We start from the raw sequence: 21,668 nt of genomic DNA, 5'->3' as shown, positions 1-21,668 counted from the left end.
GAACTGGTCTACCGCGCCGTGTTACATCGGGTAAGCCGGGCTCACCATCTGGTGAGGCGGCGTGAAAAGCGGTGTTTCACCAAGGCGTTACCGGTCGGTGATCGGGGTCTGGCCCGCGTGATCCGCGCCCTGCCCGCGCAGGCGATCCGGGGCGGTTCGAAGCGGATCGGGGGGGCTGAAAAGCAAAAAGCCCTCCGGTCAGGGAGGGCCTCTTGGCTGGGAATGTGTGGCGCGGTGGACGGGGCTCGAACCCGCGACCCCCGGCGTGACAGGCCGGTACTCTAACCAACTGAGCTACCACCGCGCTTTTGTCACACTCACGTTCGCACTTGCGATTGAACGCTTCACGTTCGGGGCGGGCGGGGAAGGCTGGCGCGGTGGACGGGGCTCGAACCCGCGACCCCCGGCGTGACAGGCCGGTACTCTAACCAACTGAGCTACCACCGCTTAGCCATCCGGGCCCGCCCGAACGTGTCGGGGTATTACGGAAGCCCGTGGGCGGCGTCAAGCGGCCTCGCCACGATTTTCGCCAAAAGCCGGCGCAAGTTTTGCGGGCGGGCGGCGGGGGCGCGGATGCGCCTTGCGGGCGGGGGCGGGATTTGCGGCCAGGGGCCCGGCTGTCGATCACGAAACCGGCGCGGAAGGCCCGATCGGGCGGGCTTTTTCCGGCGCTCGGGCCGGGTCTTCGTAACAATCGGCCGGCGGATTGTTACAATCCCGGGCACGGGCTGTGCGGCATCGGCCCTCAAAGCCGCCGCACAGCCCGCCCGAAGCGCTCAAAGCAGGGTGAAATCCCCGATGTCGAGGTCGGCCACATGCCAGTTGTCGACGAGAATCTTGCCCGCCGTGCCGAAATCGAGCTTCACCCCGGTCGCGGTGTCGGTGGCGACCATATGGCTGTAAAGCGCCTGAGAGATCGCGATACGGTCGTCGCTGGCCAGGTTGTCGTCGTGGAAGTCCTTGATGCGGTCGGTGCCATCGCCGGCACGGAAGCGGAAGGTATCCGCACCAAGCCCGCCCCAGAGCACGTCATTGCCCTTCTCGCCCAGGATATAATCCGACCCGGCGCCGCCCTTGATCGTGTCGGCGCCCGCCCCCGAGAAGATATAGTCGCCCTTGGTGCTGCCGGTGACGCTGTCCGCCCCCGCCATCAGAAGCGATTCCACGGCCAGCCCGCCCGAGGTGTTGAAGGCGTCGTAGATGCTGGTGGCGGTCAGCGACAGGCCGGTGACCGTGATCAGCGGCGCGTGCGCCCCGTTGAACAGCGTGACCCCGGAGACCGTGCCGCCGGTGACCCCGGAGAAGGAATAGGTGAAATCGGTGCCGAAAACCGTCAGACCGTCGCCACCGCTGTTGTCGACCAGCGTGAAGGACGTGCTTCCGGCCGAGACCGGCGACAGCGCGCTGAAATCAATGAAATCCGTAACTTTGCCTCTAAATCCCAGGGCTGCGCCCCAAGTGACCTGTGCCATGACAATCCCCTCCCTTTGAAAACGACCGGACGGTCGTTAACGGGCAGAGTTCACGGGGTCGGCAAGCCTGTCAAGCGCGCTGAAAGGCCAGTCTTGCAGGGGATTTCACGCCTGTCAGAGCAGGAAATCCCCGGCACCCAGCGTGGCACCGTTCAAGAGCTTCACCACGAAATCGGCCACGCCGTCGCCGGTGACATCGCCGAGGATCTCGTCCCCCGCCACAGCGATCTTGCCGAGGCCCAGAACCCCGTCGGCGGCGAAGGTGAAGTGCTGGAAGCCGTCGGTCGTGCTGTCGGCGTCAAAGCTGCGCAGGTCGATCTTGTCGCCCTGGCTCTGGTTGAAATCGGTGATCGTGTCGGTCGTGGTGGCATTGGACTGGTCGATATTGCCGAAGACGAAGATATCGGCCCCCAGCCCGCCGGTCAGCCGGTCGGCCCCGCGGTCGCCGAAGATGCGGTCCTTGCCGGAACCGCCGCTGATCGCATTGCCGAGGTCATCGCCAAAGAGCGTGTCATTGCCGCGGCCGCCGATCAGGTTGATGCAGTTGAAGATCGTGTCGGTGCCGGCGCCCTTGGTGTCCTGCGAGCCGATGAAGGACAGATCGACCCGCACGGCGGCAGAGATATCGGCGTAGCTCACGGTGTTCTTGCCCTGACCGCCCTGGATCAGGTCATCGCCCTTGCCGCCGTAGAGCAGGTCATTGCCGCTGCCGCCGTAAAGCTTGTCCGCCCCGCCGCCGCCATGCAGCGTGTCAGCGCCATAGCCGCCATAAAGCGTGTCGGCGGCATTGTCGTCGGCTGGTACGAACCTGCCCGGCAGACCGGCGATGTAATGGCCCCAGAGCACGTCGCGCCCCTGCCCGCCCGAAAGGAAATCGGCCCCGCCATTGCCCTGGATCGTGTCGTCGCCATGGTCGCCGAAGACCATGTCCTTGGCCAGGTCGTCGGGCGCGTCGGGATTCTCGATATAGGCATGGCCCGACAGCAGGTCATTGCCGTCGCCGCCGTACAGCACATCCATCCCGGCATCGCCGTAGATATTGTCATAGCCGGCATCGCCATGCGCGGTGTCGTTGCCCTCGAAAAGCAGGATCATGTCATTGCCGTCGCCGCCCAGCACGCGGTCATCGCCGGCCAGCGCCGAGATCGAATCGTTGCCCGCGCCGCCCTCCAGCGTGTCGGTCGCGTCGCCGCCGATCATCTGGTCGTTGCCGGTGCCGCCGTAAAGCTGGTTCATCCCCTCGTCGCCGGTCAGGACGTCATCACCCTCGCCGCCATAGATGCTGTCGTCGCCCGTGCCGCCGCCGATGATGTCCATGCCGCCGAGGCCGACGAGAAAATCGTTGCCGGCGTCGCCCGAGATGCCATCCACCCCGTCGCCGCCCGCGATCCGGTCGTCGCCATCGCCGCCGCTGAGGTCGCCGCCGCCGTTGCCGCCTTCCAGGCTGTCGTTGCCGGCATCGCCGCGCAGGGCGTCAAAGCCATCGCCGCCGTAAAGCTTGTCCGCCCCGTCGCCGCCCGAGATGTCGTCGAGGCCCGCGCCGCCCTCGGCCCGGTCATCGCCCGGCCCGCCGAGGATCGTGTCCGCGCCGCCGCCGCCATAGATCGTGTCGTTGAGAAATCCGCCGTAGATATAGTCGCCGGCACTGCCGCCGTTCAAAAGATCGTTCTTCTTGCCGTCCTTGTCGCCGTAAATGATCATTGCAATCTCCACGCCACAAATATGGCGACAGGATATGCAGGAAAATTTGACCGGTCAAAGCACGAAGTCAGCATCCGTCATGGACAGAACCGCGTTCAGCTTGATCGCGATATCCGCCGCCCCATCGCCATTCACATCCCCCAGCAGCAATCCGGCCGAATAGCTGAGTTTCCCCAGTCCCAGCGCGCCATTGCCGACAAAGGTGAACTCCTGATCGCCATCGACCAGTACATTGGCGTCGATGAAGGACAGGTCGATTTTTGAGATGACATGTTTGAACCCATAGATCACGTCGGTTGCACCCAGAGTAGAATCCGCAACCTCGGTATAGATGAAGTCATCCTCGCCGCCGTTCACCCGCAGCGTATCTGCGCCATGGCCCCCGACGATCTGATTTCTGCCACCACGGCCGGTGATCTCGTTGGCGGCGCTGTCGCCCAGGAGGGTGTCATTGCCGGACCCACCCTCGAGATTCTCGCAGCCGATGATCTGGTCAAGGCCAGCGCCCTTGGTGTCCTGTCGTGACGTCAGGGCAAGGTTCACGGCGACGGCCGCCGTACTTTCCTTGTAGCTGGCCCAGTCGCGCCCATCGCCACCGCTGAGGAAGTCATCGTCCAGCCCGCCCTCGAGCCGGTCATTGCCCGCGCTGCCGATCAGGGCGTCATTGCCCTCATAGCCATACAGCCTGTCGTCGCCGCCCTTTCCGTCGATCCCGTTGCCCGAAGCATTGCCCATAATCAGATCGTCGGCCTTGCCGCCCAGAACATCTTCGATGCTGATCAGGGTATCCAGCTCGCCCGGGCGGACCTCTTGCGCCGTGCTGAGCCGCAGATCGATCACAAGGATTTCCGTGGCCTTGGAATAGTCGGCCATGTCGTCGCCCGCGCCGCCGTTCATCAGGTCGTCGCCGTAATCGGCCGTCAGCGTATCATTGCCGTCGCCGCCATAAAGCGTGTCAGAACCGCCATCGTCGGTGGGCACAAGCGCGCCGGGCACCCAGTTCACATAATGGCCGAACAAGAGGTCGTTGCCATCGCCGCCCGCGAGGATATCCGCCCCCAGATCCCCCGCCATCGAATCGTTGCCCAAGCCGCCGAACAGGAAATCCTTGGCGCGGTCGTCCTTGAAGAGCGGGTTCTCGATCATCTCGTGACCGAAGATCAAATCGTCGCCCGCATTGCCATAAAGCGAGTCACGGCCAAGGTTGCCATAGACCTGATCGTTGCCCTCACCGCCCGAAACCTTGTCGTTGCCGGCATCGCCGAAAAGCCCGTCATCGCCCGCCCCGCCATCGAGGCTGTCATTGCCGGCCTGCGCGGTCAGTTCGTCGCGGCCGTCCTGCCCGAGCAGCGTGTCATTGCCCCGACCGCCGACGATGCTGTCATCGCCGGTGCCGCCGTCGCAGCTGTCGTCGCCATCGTCCCCGCCGATCACGTCGTTTGCGGCACCGCCAAAAATCACGTCGGCGCCCAGGCCGCCGCCGATCACATCGCGGCCAAGGCCACCGAAGATCTGGTCATTGCCATCACCACCGACCAACCCGTCGGCGCCAGCGCCGCCATAAAGGCTGTCATCGCCCTCGTCGCCCTCCAGCGCGTCATTGCCGTCGCCACCGGTCAGCTTGTCGTTGGCCAAGCCACCATAAAGCGCATCGATACCGCCGCCGCCAAACAGCATGTCACTGTCATTCCCGCCCAGCAGCAGATCGACGCCAAGTCCGCCATAAAGATCGTCCGAGCCGTCATCGCCGTAGAGGGTGTCCGCACCGCCACCCCCGAACAGCGAGTCCGCCATGTCCAGACCGGCGATCACATCCGCGGCGCTGCCCCCGGACAGCCGGTCGGCGGTTGGTCCGTTCTCGTCGCCCGTGATGTTCATGTTTCACTCCACACCGGTTACGCGGGATTTGTACATGAAGGCAAAGGCTACAGGTGCGGCGGCAACCAGTCAAAGATGAATTGCGGCGTTGGCCTCAAGGCTTTCGCCTCAAGGCGTTGGCCTTATGGCGCCGGGATGAACTCGGCATTGTCGCTGGGCGGCAGCTGGAAGCGGCCGTGTTCCCAGTCGCCCTCGCGCCAGGCCTGTTTGGCGGCCTCGATCCGTTCCTGCGAGGAGGCGACGAAGTTCCACCAGATGTGGCGCGGCCCGTCCATCGTCGCGCCGCCCAGCAGCATGACATGGGCGCCGAGCGCGCCTGCCGTAATGCCGATCCGGTCGCCGGGGCGGAAGATCAGCATCTCGCCCGCCTGATGGGTCACGCCGCCCACCGTCACCTCGCCTTGCAGGATATAGATGCCGCGGTCCTCGTGGTTGTCGGGCAAGGGCAGCGTCGCCCCGGCGGCAAGGGTCACATCGGCGTAAAGCGTCTCGGACGGGGTGGCGACGGCGGCCTTGGCGCCCCAGGCCTCGCCCAGGATCAGGCGCACCAGCTTGCCCTCGCCCTCCAGCACCGGAAGCTCCTCGGCGGGGGCGTGCAGGAAGGAGGCCGGATCATCCTCGCGGTCCTTGGGCAGGGCAAGCCAGGTCTGCAACCCGAACAGGCTTTGCGGCGCCTGGCGACCCGGCCCGTCCATCCGTTCGGAATGGGTGATCCCCTTGCCCGCCGTCATCAGGTTGACCGCCCCCGGGGTGATCCAGGCGTCGGTGCCCAGCGAATCGCGGTGGTGCATCGCGCCCTTCAGCAGATAGGTCACGGTGGCCAGCCCGATATGGGGATGCGGGCGGACATCGACGCCCTTGCCGGTCAGAAACTCGGCCGGGCCCATCTGGTCGAAGAAGATGAAGGGGCCGACCATCTGGCGCGCCTTGGAGGGCAAGGCGCGGCGCACCTCGAACCCGCCGAGGTCATGGACGCGGGGGATGATCACGGTTTCGATTGCATCGACCGCATCGCCAAGCGGAAGAACATGGTCAAGGGCGGGGTTCCAGCTCATCTCAATCTCCTTCTTTGCGCATCTTATATAGTGTCCTGCCGCCGGATGCGCGTCACGGATTTCGCACATTGTCTGTTTGCGCCTGCGCTTGGGGGCCATCCACCCGCACGGCCAGTTGATTGGAAAGCCTGCGCCAGCGGTCGTAAGACGGCGCCAAAGCAGGAGACATGCGATGCGACTTTCAGTTCTGGCGGTGATGATGGGATTGGCCTGGCCCGCCGCGGCGGCAGATCTGCCCCGGCTGGTGGAGCCGAGCCTGCACCTGCCCGCCAGCGCCGGGGGAGAGACCCGCGTCGCCCTGACCTTCGACGCCTGCGACGGTAGGGTCGATCACCGCATCCTCGACCTTCTGGAGCAGAAATCCATCCCCGCCACGGTCTTCGTCTCGGGCAAGTGGCTGGCGCGCAATGCGGAGGCCTTTGCCGAAATGAAGGCCCACCCCGACCTTTTCGAGATCGAGGATCACGGCGCCCGCCATATCCCCGCCGTCGATTACCCGACCCGGGTCTATGGCCTGAAGGCCGCAGGCTCGCCCGCGGCCGTTCTGGCCGAGGTGAAGGGCGGCGCGGATCAGATCACCGCGGCAGGTGGCCCGGCGCCCGCGTGGTTCCGCGGTGCGACGGCGAAATACGACAGCTCGGCCATGGCCGAGATCCGCGGCCTCGGGCTTCAGGTCGCGGGCTATTCGCTCAACGGCGACAGCGGGGCCAGCGTCTCCGCCGCCGAGGCGACACGGCGCTTTGGCCAAGCCCGGGACGGCGATGTGATCATCGCCCATATCAACCAGCCGACCCGAGCGGCAGGGGCCGGCGTGGCGGCGGGCATCGCGGCCTTGCAGGCCAAGGGCGTGGTCTTCGTAAGGCTCGAGGACGCCATCCCCGCCCCCCTGGCCGAGACCACTCGGCGCTGAGCCCCTGCCGCAAAAGGCTCCCGGCTTTTGGCCCCTCTTGGCTTTTTGCCCCTTCTGACGCAGAAGGGCAGGCTGATGGAGGGTCCCCATGGCCGAACGTTTCGCATTCCAGATCAACGCCAGAGATGGCCGCGCCCGCACCGGGGTGATCCAGACCCCGCGGGGCGAGATCCGCACCCCCGCCTTCATGCCGGTCGGAACCGCGGCCACGGTCAAGGCGATGCTGCCCGAAAGCGTGCGCGCGACCGGGGCGGATATCCTCCTGGGCAACACCTATCATCTGATGCTGCGCCCAACCGCCGAGCGGATCGCCCGGCTTGGCGGCTTGCACAAGTTCATGAACTGGAACCGCCCGATCCTGACCGACTCGGGCGGGTTCCAGGTGATGAGCCTCGCCGCCCTGCGCAAGCTGACCGAGGAGGGGGTGAAATTCTCCTCCCACATCGACGGCTCGAAACACATGCTCAGCCCCGAGCGCAGCATGGAGATCCAGAAGCTTCTCGGCTCCGACATCGTGATGTGCTTTGACGAATGTCCCGCCCTGCCCGCGACGGATGAGGTGGTGGCGAAATCGATGCGGATGTCGATGCGCTGGGCGAAACGCTCGCGCGATGCCTTTGGCGACCGGCCGGGCCATGCCCTGTTCGGCATCCAGCAGGGCGGCGTCAACAAGGACCTGCGCGGCGAAAGCGCCGAGGCGCTGCGCGGCATCGGCTTTGACGGCTATGCGATCGGCGGCCTTGCGGTCGGCGAGGGGCAGGAAGCGATGTTCGGCGTCCTCGACTACGCGCCCGGCATGCTGCCAGAGGACAAGCCGCGCTATCTGATGGGGGTCGGCAAGCCCGATGACATCGTGGGTGCTGTCGAACGCGGCGTCGACATGATGGACTGCGTTTTGCCCAGCCGCTCCGGCCGCACCGGTCAGCTGTGGACGCGGCGCGGGCCTGTCACCATCAAGAACGCCCGCCACCAGGACGACCCGCGCCCGGTGGATGCCGACTGCACCTGCCCCTGCTGCCGCAACTACTCCCGCGCTTATCTGCACCATGTCTTCAAGGCGGAAGAGATCATCGCCTCGATGCTGATGACCTGGCACAACCTGCATTACTACCAGGAGCTGATGCAGGGCCTGCGCGATGCCATCGCGGCGGGGCGGCTGTCGGCCTTCGTCGCCGAGTTCCACGAGAACCGCGCCAAGGGGGATATCGAGCCGCTATGAGGACAAGCCTCGCTGCCTTGTTCGCCACGGTGCTTCTGACCACCCCGGCCACCCCCGCCGATTACTGCGGCCTGACCGGTGCTGCGCGGACGGCCGTGGCCGAGGATCTGGCGGGCAGCTGGCAGGCGGTGTTCCGCAGCGGGCTGATCGAGATGGAGGACGGCAAGGTGCAGCCCCTGCCCGCGCAGGAGGAGCCGGAGACGGCCATCTTCACCTCGGACGGGCGGAGCCTGACTCTGGCCGAGGATACGCTGTTTCCTGCCGTGACCCTCATGCCCTACAGCGTGGTCTCGCTGCAGACGCGGCCGGATTTCGCCCTGCCGGGGGAATCGCCGCTGATGGCGGCCGAACTGCTTGCCCCCGAGGTCGAGGCGACGGGCCTGCCCTGTGACCCTGCGAGCTTGCCGCAATTCCTTGCCAAGGTGCCGATGGACGGCGGCGCGAGTGCGACGCTGTGGGTCTTTGCCCTGTCGAAGGACAGGATGGCCCTTGTCGTTCAGGGCGCGGGTGGCGGTCAGGCGGCGCGGGCGGTTTTCGACCTCAGCCGCGCGCCCTGACGGCCCCCGAGCCATGCAAATATCGCAGGTCAGCCCTGTGCTGTAAGTCGCAGCCGCGCCTTGCACCGGCGCGGATCGTCCCTAGGTGTCATCCATCGCCTTTCGGGCGCGCTGTTGCCGCCCCTGACTTCCCCGAAAAGGATGCTACCGATGACCGAGACCCTCTTCACCCCCCTCACGGTCGGCGCGCTGTCGCTGAAGAACCGTGTCGTCATGGCCCCGCTGACGCGCAACCGCGCCAAGCCCGAGGATGACACCCCCTACGAGCTGCATGCCGAATATTACGCGCAACGCGCCGGCGCCGGCCTGTTGATCACCGAAGGCACCCAGATTTCGCCCGAGGGCAAGGGCTATGCCTGGACCCCGGGGATCTACAGCGCCGCTCAGGTCGAGGGCTGGAAGAAGGTCACCAAGGCCGTGCATGACAAGGGCGGCAAGATCGTCGCCCAGATCTGGCATGTCGGCCGGGTCAGCCATACCTCGCTGCAAAAGGGCGGCGTGGCCCCGGTGGCACCATCCGCCATCGGCGCCTTCTCCAAGACCTTCGACGGCAAGGGCTTTGTCGAAACCTCGGTGCCCCGCGCACTGGACACCGAAGAGATCGCCCGCGTGGTCGATGACTACCGCAAGGCCGCCGAGAATGCCCGGGACGCGGGCTTTGACGGGGTCGAGATCCATGCCGCCAATGGCTATCTGATCGACCAGTTCCTGCGCGACACCTCCAACAAGCGGACCGACGCATACGGCGGCTCGATCTCCAACCGGGTGCGCTTCCTCGCCGAGGTGGTTTCCGCCGTGGCGGGCGTTCTGGGCGCGGACCGGGTGGGCGTGCGGCTCAGCCCCTTCTCCAACGCCAACAATGTTGGCCTGGACAGCGACACGGTGGCGACCTTCTCGGCCGCTATCGACGTGCTGAATGCGGCGGGCGTGGCCTTCCTCCACATGGTCGAAGGCCAGACCGGCGGGGCGCGCGACTGGCCCGCGGGCGCGCTGGAAACCCTGCGCGACCGCTTCAACGGCGTCTACATGGCCAACAACGGCTATGACCGCGCCGCGGCGGTTGCGGCGGTGGCCGGTGGCAAGGTCGACCTCGTGGCCTTCGGCAAGCTCTACATCTCCAACCCGGACCTGGCCGAGCGTCTGGCCCTGGATGCGCCCCTGAACCCGCTGCCCACCGCCAACCTCTACGGCGGCGGCGCCGAGGGCTATACCGACTACCCGACCCTGGCCCAAGTCGCGGCCTGAGCCGGACCCCCAAACCCTCCCGCGTGCGCCTTGCGCGGGAGGAAGTCACATCTCTCAGCTTTTCTGCAAAGGCCGCTTGAAGATTTTTGCGGCAAGGCGCAGGCTCTCAGAATGTGTTGTTCGCGTGGTTGAAAGCCGTAAGGACGACCACCAGATATAGAGTTCGAAGAGGGGGAGGCCCCTATGGTTGCCGAAGCACGGGACCCCGGCCTTCCTGCCAGAAAGGAAACAAGATGACGGACAAGTTGTCACAAAGCTACCCCGTGTTGCCGCTGCGCGACATCGTGGTGTTCCCGCACATGATCGTCCCGCTGTTCGTCGGCCGCGAAAAATCGGTCCGCGCGCTGGAAGAAGTCATGGCGGATGACAAGCAGATCCTTTTGTCCAGCCAGATCGACCCTTCGGTCGACGACCCGGGCACGGATGGCATCTACCGCGTCGGCGTGCTCGCCAACGTGTTGCAATTGCTCAAGCTTCCCGATGGCACCGTCAAGGTGCTGGTCGAAGGCAAGGGCCGCGTCAAGATCACCGAATTCGTCGAGAACCCGAATTTCTTCGAGGCCCGCGCCGAACGGCTGACCGAAGTGCCCGGCGACAAGACCGCTGCCGAAGCCATGCTGCGTTCGGTGACGGACGAGTTCGAGCGCTACGCCAAGATCAAGAAGAACATCCCCGAAGAGGCCCTGCAAGCCGTGGCCGACACCCATGAACCGGCCCGTCTGGCCGACCTCGTGGCCGGTCACCTCGGCGCGGAAGTCAGCCTCAAGCAGGAGATCCTGGAGACGCTCGACGTGGCCGAGCGGCTGGAGAAGATCTTCGGTCACATGCAGGGCGAAATGTCGGTCCTGCAGGTCGAGAAGAAGATCAAGTCCCGGGTGAAGACCCAGATGGAGAAGACCCAGCGCGAGTACTACCTGAATGAGCAGATGAAGGCCATTCAGAAGGAACTCGGCGATGGCGAAGACGGCCAGAACGAGCTGGGCGAGCTGGAAGAACGGGTGGCCAACACCAAGTTCTCCAAGGAAGCCCGCGAGAAGGCCGAGGCCGAGTTGAAGAAGCTGAAGTCGATGTCGCCGATGAGCGCAGAGGCGACGGTGGTGCGCAACTACCTCGACTGGCTGTTGTCGGTTCCGTGGGGCACCAAGAGCCGCGTCAAGAAAGACCTGATCGAGGCCCAGAAAGTGCTGGATCTGGATCACTACGGTCTGGAAAAGGTCAAGGAGCGGATCGTCGAATACCTCGCCGTGCAGGCGCGTTCGACCAAGCTGAAGGGGCCGATCCTGTGCCTCGTCGGTCCTCCGGGCGTGGGCAAGACCTCGCTGGGGCGGTCCGTGGCCAAGGCGACGGGGCGTGAGTTCATCCGGATCTCTCTGGGTGGGGTGCGCGACGAATCCGAGATCCGCGGCCACCGCCGGACCTATATCGGCTCGATGCCCGGCAAGATCATTCAGGCGCTGAAGAAGGCGAAGACGACCAACCCGCTGATCCTGCTCGACGAAATCGACAAGATGGGCCAGGATTTCCGTGGCGACCCCGCCTCGGCGATGCTGGAGGTGCTGGACCCGGAACAAAACGCCACCTTCACCGACCACTATCTGGAAGTGGAATACGATCTGTCCAACGTGATGTTCATCACCACGGCCAACTCGTACAACATGCCCGGACCTCTGCTGGACCGGATGGAGATCATCTCCCTCTCGGGCTATACCGAGGATGAAAAGCTGGAAATCGCGAAGGGCCACCTTCTGCCCAAGCAGATCAAGGCCAATGGTCTGAAGAAAACCGAGTTCGACGTCACCGACGAAGCCCTGACCCACACGATCCGCTACTACACCCGGGAAGCCGGCGTGCGGAACCTGGAGCGTGAGATCGCCAAGCTGAGCCGCAAGGCGATCACCGACATCCTCAAGGGCAAGACCACCTCGGTCCATGTCGATGAGGCCAAGGTCGAGGAATATCTCGGCGTCCAACGCTTCCGCCACGGCCTGGCCGAGAAGGAAGATCAGGTCGGCGTGGTGACGGGTCTGGCCTGGACCTCGGTCGGCGGGGAAATCCTGCAGATCGAAGCGCTGAAACTGCCCGGCAAGGGCCGCATGAAGACGACCGGGAAACTGGGCGACGTCATGAAGGAATCGATCGAGGCGGCAAGTTCCTATGTCCGCTCGGTCAGCCCGCAGCTGGGCGTGAAGCCGCCGAAGTTCGAGACGATGGACATCCACGTCCACGTCCCGGAAGGGGCGACGCCAAAGGATGGTCCCTCGGCCGGCCTGGCCATGGTGACCTCGATCGTCTCGGTGATCACCGGCATCCCGGTCCGCAAGGACGTGGCGATGACGGGTGAGGTGACGCTGCGCGGCAACGCGCTGCCGATCGGCGGCTTGAAGGAGAAGCTGCTGGCCGCCCTCAGGGCCGGCATGACGACCGTGCTGATCCCGGAAGAAAACGCCAAGGACCTGGTGGATATTCCGGAGAATGTGAAGAAGGGGCTGACGATCATCCCCGTGACCCATGTGCGCGATGTGCTGAAGATCGCCCTCGTGCGCGAACCGGTTCCGGTGGAATGGGATGAGGCGGCCGAAGAGGCCGCCGCAGCCGCCCGCCAGGCCCTGCGCGACGAGGCGCCCCAGGCGACCACGGCGCACTGAGCCGCACGTCCCTGACCCCAGTGAAAGGCGCCCTTCGGGGCGCCTTTTTTCTTGCCCTGCCCCGCCGGTCCGCAAACCGTTCAAGGATGCGGCATCGCGGGCCCGCGCCCCCGGTTTCTTTGCACTGCGCTGTTTGCAAGCGCGGAATAAGGGGCTAGGTTCGCGTCAAATTCACCTGCAGCACCGGACCCCAGATCATGGCCACCAAAGCGACCCCTGCAAAGACGCCCAAAGCCGCCGGCAAGACCGGCGCGAAAGCCGCAGCCGCAGCCAAACCCAAGCCCGCGGTCTCGGCAGAGGCCGGCGCCGAAGCCGGCGCCGCCAAGGCGACCGTCGGCCTGCGGCTGAAGGCTCTGATCGACCGGGTGACCGAAGCCTCGGGCGGCAAGCGCAAGGATGTCAAAACCATCGTCGAGGCCGCGCTGGTCGAAATGGGCGCCGTTCTCGCCCGTGGCGAGCCCTTGAGCCTGCCCGGTCTTGGCCATCTGCGCGTCGCGCGCAAGGCCACCGAGGCGAGCCCGGTCATGACCCTGAAGCTGCGTCAGGGCGAGCCGGGCGGCAAGGCCAAGGCCGCCGATGAAGATTCCGATGCGATGGATGAAAAAGACACTCTTGCAGAGGGTTCCGATCAAGGCTAAGTAGCCGCCATCGGGCGATTAGCTCAGCGGTAGAGCGCTTCGTTCACATCGAAGATGTCAGCGGTTCAAATCCGTTATCGCCCACCATTATCCTCACCAATGACTTCGGTGGCCCTGCGGGGTCGCCGAAGTCATTGGTTTTTCAGGGGCTTGCATGCTCCCTGCCTGGCAGGGGTCAGGCGATGTCGCGGGCGACCATCTCCATCAGGCGTTTCAGCACGCCCGCATCCTTGCGCAGCCCGTCGTGTTCGTACTCATTGGTCACCCAGGCGCGCAAATTGCCCACTTTGTCGGCCGTCGCCAGCGACAGGCCGGCATCGACATACATGTCATCGAAATAGACCGCCGCCGCGACCGGCACCTGGTTTTGCACCAGACGTTCGGGATCATAGAGCCGCCCCGCGAAGGGCCGCGCGGCCAGCGCCTCGGACGCCTCGGCAAAGGGGCGCAGGGCGCGGATTTCCGACAGCATCCAGGGGTACATCATCTCGCCGGTGAAAAGCAGCGGGCGGTGGGTCGGGGCGAAATCGGGGAAACTGGCGCGCACCCGCTCCGCCGCCCAGGCGGTGGCGGCGCCGTTCTGGCCATAGATGCTTTCCTGCAGCACCATGAAGAGCGGATTCTCGGCATAATTCGTGCGCGCCATCACGGCGGCAAGGAAGCTGTCGCTCAACCGCTCCGGCCCGGCGGCGAAGGCCTCGTCCACCAGCCAGTGCAGGCTTTCCGCCCCGGTCGACATGCCCAGATCCAGCCCGAGGCTTTGAAAGCGTTGCAGGGTCAGACGGTCGCCATCGGGCAGGCGGATGTCCTCTGAGTCCAGAAGATCGGCGATGCGGGCGACGGTGGCGGCATCATGGGGAAAGCGGGCATAATAGGCGCGGGTCTTGGCGGCGACCCTTGGATAGGTGCGCTGGTAGATCTCCTCCGCCCCGGCCTCCAGCCCCGCCAAACCGCCGGTGACATAGCATGCCTTCAACCCCTCGGGCGCCAGCGACAGATAGGTCAGGGTCAAAAACCCGCCATAGCTTTGGCCCAGCGTCTCCCATTCCGCGCCGCCGTAGAGGGTTTTGCGCAGATGTTCGCAGTCACGCACGATGCTGTCGGCGCGGAAATGGCTGAGATAATCCGCCCCCTCCCGCCCCGAGGCGAACCGCGCCATCTGCGCCCCCTCGATCCGCGAAGAGCGCCCGGTGCCGCGCTGGTCGATCAGAAGCACCCGGTGGGTCAGCAGCGCCTGCTGCAGCCAGGCCGGACCTCCGCCCTGGGGCCGGGGCGATTTGCCGCCCGGCCCGCCCTGCAGATAGGCCAGAACCGGCAGATCCTCACCGCGGCGCGCCGGATCGACGACCTCGCGGGCGAAGACCTGCAGGACCTCGCCCCCGGGCCGGTCCCAGTCGAGCGGCACCGGCAGGCTGTGCTCGCGGATATGCATGCCGGGGATGGTGTATTCGGACAGGGCTATGGTGGACATCGGGCCTCGGCTGAGTTTGGAGGGGGGAGGCCTGGCGGATCGCAGGCCTCAGGCCGCTTCGAAGGTGATCTTGCGGCGCAGGAATTGCGTGGCCTTGCTGGAGACGTTCTTCGGATCGCCCGTGGTGAGGAATTTCGATTCCCGCCCCGCGCCCAGAAACTCCGGCCGGCGCTGCAGGTAATCGGCCAGGCTTTCGGCGACCAGATTGGCCTGGGAATAGACCTTGACCTCGGGCCCCAGCGCCTCCTGGAAGGCCGCGGCCATCAGGGGGTAATGGGTGCAGCCCAGCACCGCCGCCTCGGGCTGCGGCATCCGGCGCTTGAGCGCCTCGACATGAGAGCGGACCAGCGCCTCGGCCAGGATCTCGTCGCCCTGCTCGATCGCATCGACCACGCCGCCGCAGGGCTGCGCCTCGACATCGACGCCGATGGCGCGGAAGGCCAGTTCGCGCTGGAAGGCGCGGCTGGCGACGGTGGCGGGGGTGGCGAAAAGCGCCACATGCTTGACCGCCACCTCGCGCGGGGGCGAGTTGTCGCCCCATTGCCGTTCGGTCAAAGCCTCGATCAGGGGGACGAAGACCCCCAGCACGCGCTTGTCCGAGGGCACCCAGGTTTCCTGCATACGCTTCAGCGCTGCGGCCGAGGCGGTGTTGCAGGCGAGGATGACGAGGTCGCAGCCCTCGGCCCACAGCCGCTCGGTCGCGGCGACGGTCAGGTTGTAGATGTCGTCATGGCTGCGCACGCCGTAAGGCGCATGGGCATTGTCGCCGAAATAGACGAAGGGCACCTCGGGCAACCTGCGGCTGACCGCATCGAGGACCGTCAAACCGCCCAGACCGGAATCGAATATGCCCACTGCCATCTTTTGCCCCTTTGCCCGGTTCTTGCGCCTTTGCGCCGACGCTTGGGCAAAGAATAGCCCGTGCCGCAGCCAGAGGGAAGCGCGGGGCTGAAGCGGCACCGGGAAAGCACACATCGCGCGGCCAAGGCGGTTTACAGCCGGAACTTCTTGGGCCAGAGAAGCGGCCATGCTAGCGTCTGATTTGGGGAGAGACCGATTGTGATGGACTGGGACAAGCTGCGCATATTTCACGCGGTGGCCGACAAGGGCTCCCTGACCCATGCGGGCGACGTCTTGCACCTCAGCCAATCCGCCGTCAGCCGCCAGATCCGCGCGCTGGAGGAATCGCTGTCCGTCACCCTGTTCCACCGCCACGCCCGCGGCCTGATCCTGACCGAACAAGGCGAGCTGCTGTTTGACGCCACCAGCCAGATGGTCCGCCGCCTCGAAGCCGCCGCCGCCCGCATCCGCGACAGCGAGGACGAGGTTTTCGGCGAATTGCGCGTGACCACGACCACCGGCTTCGGCACGATGTGGCTGGCGCCGCGCCTGGCCAAGCTTTACGCCAAATACCCGGCCCTGAAGATCGACCTGATGCTGGAAGAGCGCGTCCTCGACCTGCCGATGCGCGAGGCCGATGTCGCGATCCGGATGAAGGAGCCGACCCAGGCCGACCTGATCCGCAAGCGGCTGATGCAGATCCGGATGCGGCTTTACGCCTCGCCGGAATACCTCGAAAAACACGGCACCCCGACCTCGGTCGACGAGATGACCTCGCACCGCCTGATCAGCCAGCATGCCGGCACCGCCCAGGTGGCCGCGGGCGCCCTGCTGGTGGCCGAGCTGATGAGCCATGACATCCCCTCGACCTTGACGGTGAACAACTACTTCGGCGTGCTGCAGGGCGTGCTCAATCACCTCGGCATCGGCGTGCTGCCCGATTACATCACCGAGGAATTCCCCCACCTCGTCCGCGTGCTGCCCGATGTGGAAAGCGATGAAGTGCCGGTGTTCCTGGCCTATCCCGAAGAGCTGCGCCACTCCAAGCGCGTCGCGGCCTTCCGCGATTTCGTGATCGAAGAGATCATGGCCTATCGCCAGCGCCAGCAGGAAGCGCCCACGGCCTGACCGCGCCGAGCGGGTTCAGGGCTGCGCGCGGCAGCGCGCCGGCGACCGGAACTCCCGCTCTGATTTCCTGAAGATAAGCACAAAAACAGCCATGCAAAAAATGCATGGCGGGATTGCTGCAACAGCAGCATCTTTGACATTGCCGCTCGCCCACCGGAGACCTAAGTAAGTCCACGAGGCGGTAATCGAGTTCGCTCTTACCACCTCATACCTCCCTGTTGGACTTGGCCGAGCGAAAGCTCGGCCTTTTTTTTGGTTTATCGTGATTTTTCCGGTATTTGCCCGCCAGAGGGCAGGGAATCCCGGCGTTTGGCCAAATATGCGGCGTCCGAGGAAGAGGCCGAAAGCGCGATGGCGCGGTCAAAGGCGCGGCGGGCGGCGGCGAACGATTCTGCCCGCGTCAGCAGCGCCGCGAGTGCCGCGTGATAGGGTTGATAGTCCTGCAAGGCCGGTCCAAGGCGGAACAGCCTCTCCAGCGCGGCAGCGAGCGCCCCGGTTTCGGCCAGCGCCACGGCATGGTTGAGCTGCACCACCGGGGTCGGCTCATGGCTTTCCAGGGCGGCATAAAGCGCCGCGATCTGCGGCCAGTCGGGCGCCTCGCCCAGATGGCAGGCGCTGATCGCAGCCTTGATCTGATAGGGTCCGGGACGCGCCCGCGCCATCGCCCGAGAGAGAAGCGCCAGCCCCTCGTCCTGCGCTTGCCGGTCCCACAGACGGCGGTCCTGATCGGCCAGCGGCACCGTCACCCCCCCTGCCCGGCGCGCCGGGCTGCGGGCATGGGTCAGCAGCATCAGGGCCAGACAGCCTTCCGCTTCAGCCAGATCGGGGGCCAGATCGGGCTGCATGCCGGTCACCAGCCGGGCCAGAAAGATCGCCTCGGCACAAAGATCGCGGGCGGAATCGGGGCCTTCGGTGGCCGGCCCCGCCGTATAACCGGCGTTGAAGATCAGGTAGATCACGGTCAGCACCGACTCCAGCCGCGCCGGCCAATCCTCCGGCCCCGGCACGGCAAAGCGCACCCCGGCCTCGCGCAGCTTGGTCTTGGCGCGGGTCAGGCGCTGCGCCATCGCGGGTTCGCTGTCCAGAAAGGCGCGGGCGATTTCGGCGGTGGGCAGCCCTGCGATGGTGCGCAGGGTCAGGGCGACGCGGGATTTGGGCGCCAGCGCCGGGTGGCAACAGGTGAAGATCAGGCGCAGGCGGTCGTCGGACAGGCCTTGCATCATCTCCTCCTCCTCTTCCGCCTCGTCCCGCGCCAGAAGGGCGTGGGCCGCGGCCTGGGCCTCGTCGCGCCGCGCCCGCCGCAGTCGGTCGATCGCCTTGCGGAAGGCCACGCGGATCAACCAGGCGAGAGGCCGCTCCGGCGGCCCGCTGCGCCCCCAATGGAGAAGCGCCGCCGCACTCGCCTCCTGCAAGGCATCCTCGGCCAGTTGGAAATCGCCGAGGCGCGCGATAAGGGCTGCGATGATCCGCCCCCGGTCCAGCCGCAGGGTCTGCGCCAGAAGGGCCGAAAGGGCGGGATCGGGGGGGATCATCGCGGCGTCCGGGTCAAGGGGCCCTCAATAGGTCATCAGCGGGCGCACCTCGATGGTGCCGAAGGCGGCGCTTGGGATCTTTGCCGCATAGGCCAGCGCGCGGTCCAGATCGGGCACGTCGATCAGGTAATAGCCGCCCAGATGCTCCTTCGTTTCGGCAAAGGGGCCGTCCATGGTTTCGACCTTGCCGCCGCGCAGGCGGACCGAGGTGGCGGTTTCGACCGGCTTCAGCCCGTCCCCCGCGACGAAGACGCCATCGGCCTTCATCTGCGTGGTGAGCGCCGTGTAATCGGCCAGCATCTTGGCGAACTCCGGCGTGTCGCGCGACGGAGATTTGGCGGGGTCGGCGTAGATCAGGGCAAGGTATTTCATCGTCATGTCCTTTGCTGAGGGTTTGGGCAGGCGCGGTCCGGCGGAAAGGGCCTTCTTCCGTCTCGCCCCTCAAGGACGCCAATCCTGCCCCGGATTCGACATGCATGGGCAAAAAAACTTTGCCCCGGTCCGGCGCGCGGTCCACCCCCCCTTTTCCTGCCCCCCCGCTTGTTCTAAGAGGCCCCAACCCCGCTTCAGGAGACCGCCATGGCCGAGCCGATGATCACACCGGAACTGATTGCCAGCCACGGGTTGAAGCCCGACGAATACGAACGCCTGCTGGGCATCATCGGCCGCGAGCCGAGCTTCACCGAGCTTGGCATCTTCTCGGCGATGTGGAACGAGCATTGCTCTTACAAATCGTCGAAGAAATGGCTGCGCACGCTGCCGACCACCGGGCCCCAGGTGATCTGCGGGCCGGGCGAGAATGCCGGCGTGGTCGACATCGGCGATGGCCAGGCCGTCATCTTCAAGATGGAAAGCCACAACCACCCGTCCTACATCGAGCCCTATCAGGGCGCTGCCACCGGCGTCGGCGGCATCCTGCGCGATGTCTTCACGATGGGCGCGCGGCCGATCGCGGCGATGAACTCTCTCAGCTTCGGCCTGCCCTCGCATCCCAAGACCTCGCATATCGTCAAGGGCGTGGTCGAGGGTGTCGGCGGCTATGGCAATGCCTTCGGCGTGCCGACGGTCGGCGGCGAAGTGCGCTTCCACAAGTCCTACAACGGCAACTGCCTGGTGAACGCCTTTGCGGCGGGCCTGGCCGATTCCGACAAGATCTTCTACTCGGTCGCCTCGGGTGTCGGCATGCCGGTGGTCTACCTCGGTGCCAAGACCGGGCGTGACGGCGTCGGCGGCGCCACGATGGCCTCCTCCGAATTTGACGCCTCGATCGAGGAAAAGCGCCCGACCGTGCAGGTCGGCGACCCCTTCACCGAAAAGCGCCTGCTGGAGGCCTGCCTTGAACTGATGGCCTCGGGCGCGGTGATCTCCATTCAGGACATGGGGGCCGCGGGCCTGACCTGTTCGGCGGTGGAGATGGGCGATAAGGGCGGCCTCGGCATCAAGCTGCAACTGGATGACGTGCCGCAGCGCGAAACCAACATGACCGCCTACGAGATGATGCTGTCGGAAAGCCAGGAGCGGATGCTCATGGTGCTCAAGCCCGAGCTTGAGGCCGTGGCGCGGGCGATCTTCGTTAAATGGGACCTCGATTTCGCCATCGTCGGCGAGACGATTGCCGAGGACCGCTTCCTGATCCTGCATGGCAATGAGGTGAAAGCCGATCTGCCGCTGTCGAAACTCTCCTCCTCGGCCCCCGAATACGACCGGCCCTGGGTGGAAACCCCCGCCGCCGGCGCCACCCCCGCCCATCCCGCGATTGGTGCGATTGCCGGGCTGAAGGCGCTGATCGGCGCGCCTTCCTATGCCCACAAGGCCTGGGTCTGGGAGCAGTACGACAGCCAGGTTCTGGCCGACACGATCCGCCGCCCCGGCATGGGTGCGGGCGTCGTCCGCGTGCATGGCACGAAGAAGGCCCTCGCCTTCACCTCGGACGTGACCCCGCGCTATGTGAAGGCCAACCCGAAGGAGGGCGGCAAGCAGGCCGTGGCCGAGGCTTACCGCAACCTTTCCGCCGTGGGGGCCCTGCCGCTCGCCACGACCGACAACCTGAATTTCGGCAACCCGGAAAAGCCCGAGATCATGGGCCAGCTGGTAGGCTCCCTCAAAGGCATCGGCGAGGCCTGCATCGCCTTGGACATGCCGATCGTCTCGGGCAACGTCTCGCTTTATAACGAGACCGACGGCAAGGGCATCCTGCCGACCCCGACCATTGGTGCTGTGGGCATCCTCGCCGACGCCGCCAACCTGATCGGCGGTCTGGCGCAAGAGGGCGACGTGGCGGTGCTGATCGGCACCACCGCGGGCCACCTGGGTCAATCGGCCCTGCTGGCCGAGGCCTTCGGTCTGGAAGAGGGCGATGCGCCGCCGGTCGATCTGGTGGCCGAAAAGGCCCATGGCAGCTTCATCCGCGCCAATGGCCGCGCCTTCCACGCCTGCACCGACCTGTCGGACGGTGGCCTGGCGCTGGCGGCCTTCGAGATGGCCGATGCGGCGGGTCTGGGCGTGGCGCTGGACACCTCCGACGTGGCGAGCCTCTTTGGCGAGGATCAGGCGCGCTATCTGGTCGCCCTGCCCGCCGGCAAGGCGTCGAAACTTCTGGCCCGCGCCGCCGAAGCCGGCGTGCCCACGGCCAAGGTCGGCAGCTTTGGCGGCACCGTGGTGAAATTCGGGGCAGACAGCGCGCCCCTGGCCGAGCTTTCTGCGCTCTATCGCAGTGCCTTTGCAAAAGCCGTGGCGTGATCTTCTTGCAGAGGTGGGCCATGCGGCCTAAATCTGTAGGGGAAAGCCAAGGAGACGACATATGCCGATGCAGGCCGAGGATATCGAAGCCCTGATCCGCGCCACCTTTCCGGCGGCCAGGATCACGATCACCGACCTTGCGGGCGACGGCAACCACTGGGCGGCCGAGGTGATCGACGACAGCTTCAAGGGCATGAACCGCGTCCAGCAACAGCGCGCGGTCTATGCCAGCCTGAAGGGCAAGATGGACGGCGCGCATGGCGAGCTTCACGCGCTGGCCCTGACGACCAAGGCACCCGAGTGATGGAGTGGATGCTGCACGGGACCTTTGCCCTCTTCGGCATAATGGGCCTCTGCTTCGCGGTGGTCATGCTGACGAATTGGGTGAACCGGGATGTGAACAACATCCGCGATGGCAAGGGGTTGATTGATCGCAACGGCAAACCCTTATTGGGCACGGAAGCAATTGATCCCCAGCGCTTCGCCGTCCGGACAGCTGGGCTCGGCTATCATCGGGGCATCGCGGGTTGGGTCAGCAGGTCGTTGGAACCTGAGAACAAGACACCTGAGCAGTCAGGTCGGGAATAGGTTAGAAGCGCCAGGCGCAGCAACGGGTTCGACCCGTGAAAGGAAGACAG

General features: G+C 65.7%; 18 protein-coding genes and 3 tRNA genes. 11 read left to right on the top strand and 10 right to left on the bottom strand.

Annotated elements, in window-relative coordinates; genetic code table 11:
• Nucleotides 1-227: 227 nt before the first annotated feature.
• The 6 genes from AC1DZT_RS10645 to AC1DZT_RS10620 form a co-directional block, all read right to left on the bottom strand.
• Nucleotides 228-304 (bottom strand) — tRNA-Asp (locus AC1DZT_RS10645).
• 66 nt (nt 305-370) lie between these two features.
• Nucleotides 371-447: transfer RNA gene (locus tag AC1DZT_RS10640), tRNA-Asp, on the bottom strand.
• A 329-nt stretch (nt 448-776) separates the two neighbouring features.
• The gene (locus AC1DZT_RS10635; RefSeq protein ID WP_478006599.1) at nt 777-1,472 is read right to left on the bottom strand and encodes a calcium-binding protein; all 696 of its coding nucleotides are present in this window, start codon (nt 1,470-1,472) and stop codon (nt 777-779) included.
• A 114-nt stretch (nt 1,473-1,586) separates the two neighbouring features.
• On the bottom strand, nt 1,587-3,173 hold the full coding sequence (locus AC1DZT_RS10630) for a calcium-binding protein (RefSeq protein ID WP_478006598.1): 1,587 nt from the start codon (nt 3,171-3,173) through the stop codon (nt 1,587-1,589).
• Nucleotides 3,174-3,227: 54 nt separating this feature from the next.
• Nucleotides 3,228-5,051 (bottom strand): calcium-binding protein, encoded by a 1,824-nt coding sequence (locus tag AC1DZT_RS10625; RefSeq protein WP_478006597.1) that lies wholly within the window; start codon nt 5,049-5,051, stop codon nt 3,228-3,230.
• A 122-nt stretch (nt 5,052-5,173) separates the two neighbouring features.
• Nucleotides 5,174-6,106, bottom strand: coding sequence for a pirin family protein (locus AC1DZT_RS10620; RefSeq protein WP_478006596.1), 933 nt, complete (start codon nt 6,104-6,106; stop codon nt 5,174-5,176).
• Between the two features lie 172 nt (nt 6,107-6,278).
• Here AC1DZT_RS10620 and AC1DZT_RS10615 point away from each other — a divergent pair, with 172 nt between their 5' ends.
• From AC1DZT_RS10615 to AC1DZT_RS10585, 7 genes are all read left to right on the top strand, one after another.
• Nucleotides 6,279-7,016, top strand: a complete 738-nt coding sequence (locus AC1DZT_RS10615; RefSeq protein WP_478006595.1) for a polysaccharide deacetylase family protein — start codon at nt 6,279-6,281, stop codon at nt 7,014-7,016.
• 88 nt (nt 7,017-7,104) lie between these two features.
• Nucleotides 7,105-8,235: a tRNA guanosine(34) transglycosylase Tgt gene (tgt, locus tag AC1DZT_RS10610; RefSeq protein WP_478006594.1), complete on the top strand. Its 1,131-nt coding sequence runs from the start codon at nt 7,105-7,107 to the stop codon at nt 8,233-8,235.
• Entirely contained in the window at nt 8,232-8,792 is a 561-nt protein-coding gene (locus AC1DZT_RS10605; RefSeq protein ID WP_478006593.1) for a hypothetical protein, read from the top strand. The genes tgt and AC1DZT_RS10605 overlap by 4 nt, the downstream gene beginning before the upstream one ends.
• A 150-nt stretch (nt 8,793-8,942) precedes the next feature.
• On the top strand, nt 8,943-10,037 hold the full coding sequence (locus tag AC1DZT_RS10600; RefSeq protein ID WP_478006592.1) for an alkene reductase: 1,095 nt from the start codon (nt 8,943-8,945) through the stop codon (nt 10,035-10,037).
• Nucleotides 10,038-10,270: 233 nt separating this feature from the next.
• Entirely contained in the window at nt 10,271-12,682 is a 2,412-nt protein-coding gene (gene lon, locus AC1DZT_RS10595; protein ID WP_478006591.1) for an endopeptidase La, read from the top strand.
• A gap of 197 nt (nt 12,683-12,879) precedes the next feature.
• Nucleotides 12,880-13,320, top strand: a complete 441-nt coding sequence (locus tag AC1DZT_RS10590; protein ID WP_478006590.1) for an HU family DNA-binding protein — start codon at nt 12,880-12,882, stop codon at nt 13,318-13,320.
• A gap of 12 nt (nt 13,321-13,332) precedes the next feature.
• Nucleotides 13,333-13,407 (top strand) — tRNA-Val (locus AC1DZT_RS10585).
• Nucleotides 13,408-13,495: 88 nt separating this feature from the next.
• Here AC1DZT_RS10585 and AC1DZT_RS10580 read toward each other — a convergent pair.
• Together AC1DZT_RS10580 and murI are read right to left on the bottom strand one after the other, a co-directional pair.
• Nucleotides 13,496-14,791 carry an alpha/beta fold hydrolase gene (locus AC1DZT_RS10580; RefSeq protein WP_478006589.1) on the bottom strand — a complete coding sequence of 432 codons (1,296 nt, stop codon included), beginning with the start codon at nt 14,789-14,791 and terminating at the stop codon, nt 13,496-13,498.
• 48 nt (nt 14,792-14,839) lie between these two features.
• The gene (murI, locus tag AC1DZT_RS10575) at nt 14,840-15,652 is read right to left on the bottom strand and encodes a glutamate racemase (protein ID WP_478006588.1); all 813 of its coding nucleotides are present in this window, start codon (nt 15,650-15,652) and stop codon (nt 14,840-14,842) included.
• A gap of 201 nt (nt 15,653-15,853) precedes the next feature.
• Here murI and AC1DZT_RS10570 point away from each other — a divergent pair, with 201 nt between their 5' ends.
• The gene (locus AC1DZT_RS10570; protein WP_478006587.1) at nt 15,854-16,759 is read left to right on the top strand and encodes a LysR family transcriptional regulator; all 906 of its coding nucleotides are present in this window, start codon (nt 15,854-15,856) and stop codon (nt 16,757-16,759) included.
• A gap of 257 nt (nt 16,760-17,016) precedes the next feature.
• On the opposite strand, the gene AC1DZT_RS10565 is transcribed toward AC1DZT_RS10570, so the two are convergent.
• Nucleotides 17,017-18,291, bottom strand: coding sequence for an RNA polymerase sigma factor (locus AC1DZT_RS10565; protein ID WP_478006586.1), 1,275 nt, complete (start codon nt 18,289-18,291; stop codon nt 17,017-17,019).
• Nucleotides 18,292-18,315: 24 nt separating this feature from the next.
• Complete coding sequence (locus tag AC1DZT_RS10560; RefSeq protein WP_478006584.1) at nt 18,316-18,663, bottom strand: YciI family protein; 348 nt, start codon at nt 18,661-18,663, stop codon at nt 18,316-18,318.
• Between the two features lie 207 nt (nt 18,664-18,870).
• Between AC1DZT_RS10560 and purL the strand changes: the two genes are divergently transcribed.
• The 3 genes from purL to AC1DZT_RS10545 all read left to right on the top strand — a co-directional run bounded on the left by purL (nt 18,871) and on the right by AC1DZT_RS10545 (nt 21,618).
• Nucleotides 18,871-21,030, top strand: a complete 2,160-nt coding sequence (gene purL / locus AC1DZT_RS10555) for a phosphoribosylformylglycinamidine synthase subunit PurL (RefSeq protein WP_478006583.1) — start codon at nt 18,871-18,873, stop codon at nt 21,028-21,030.
• Between the two features lie 61 nt (nt 21,031-21,091).
• Nucleotides 21,092-21,334 carry a BolA/IbaG family iron-sulfur metabolism protein gene (locus AC1DZT_RS10550; RefSeq protein ID WP_478006582.1) on the top strand — a complete coding sequence of 81 codons (243 nt, stop codon included), beginning with the start codon at nt 21,092-21,094 and terminating at the stop codon, nt 21,332-21,334.
• On the top strand, nt 21,334-21,618 hold the full coding sequence (locus AC1DZT_RS10545) for a hypothetical protein (RefSeq protein ID WP_478006581.1): 285 nt from the start codon (nt 21,334-21,336) through the stop codon (nt 21,616-21,618). Before AC1DZT_RS10550 ends, AC1DZT_RS10545 begins: the two co-directional genes overlap by 1 nt.
• Nucleotides 21,619-21,668: the final 50 nt, after the last annotated feature.

It is taken from the genome of Rhodobacter sp. P1_C2, from assembly GCF_056406375.1.
This window is presented reverse-complemented; position numbering and strand designations above follow the sequence as displayed.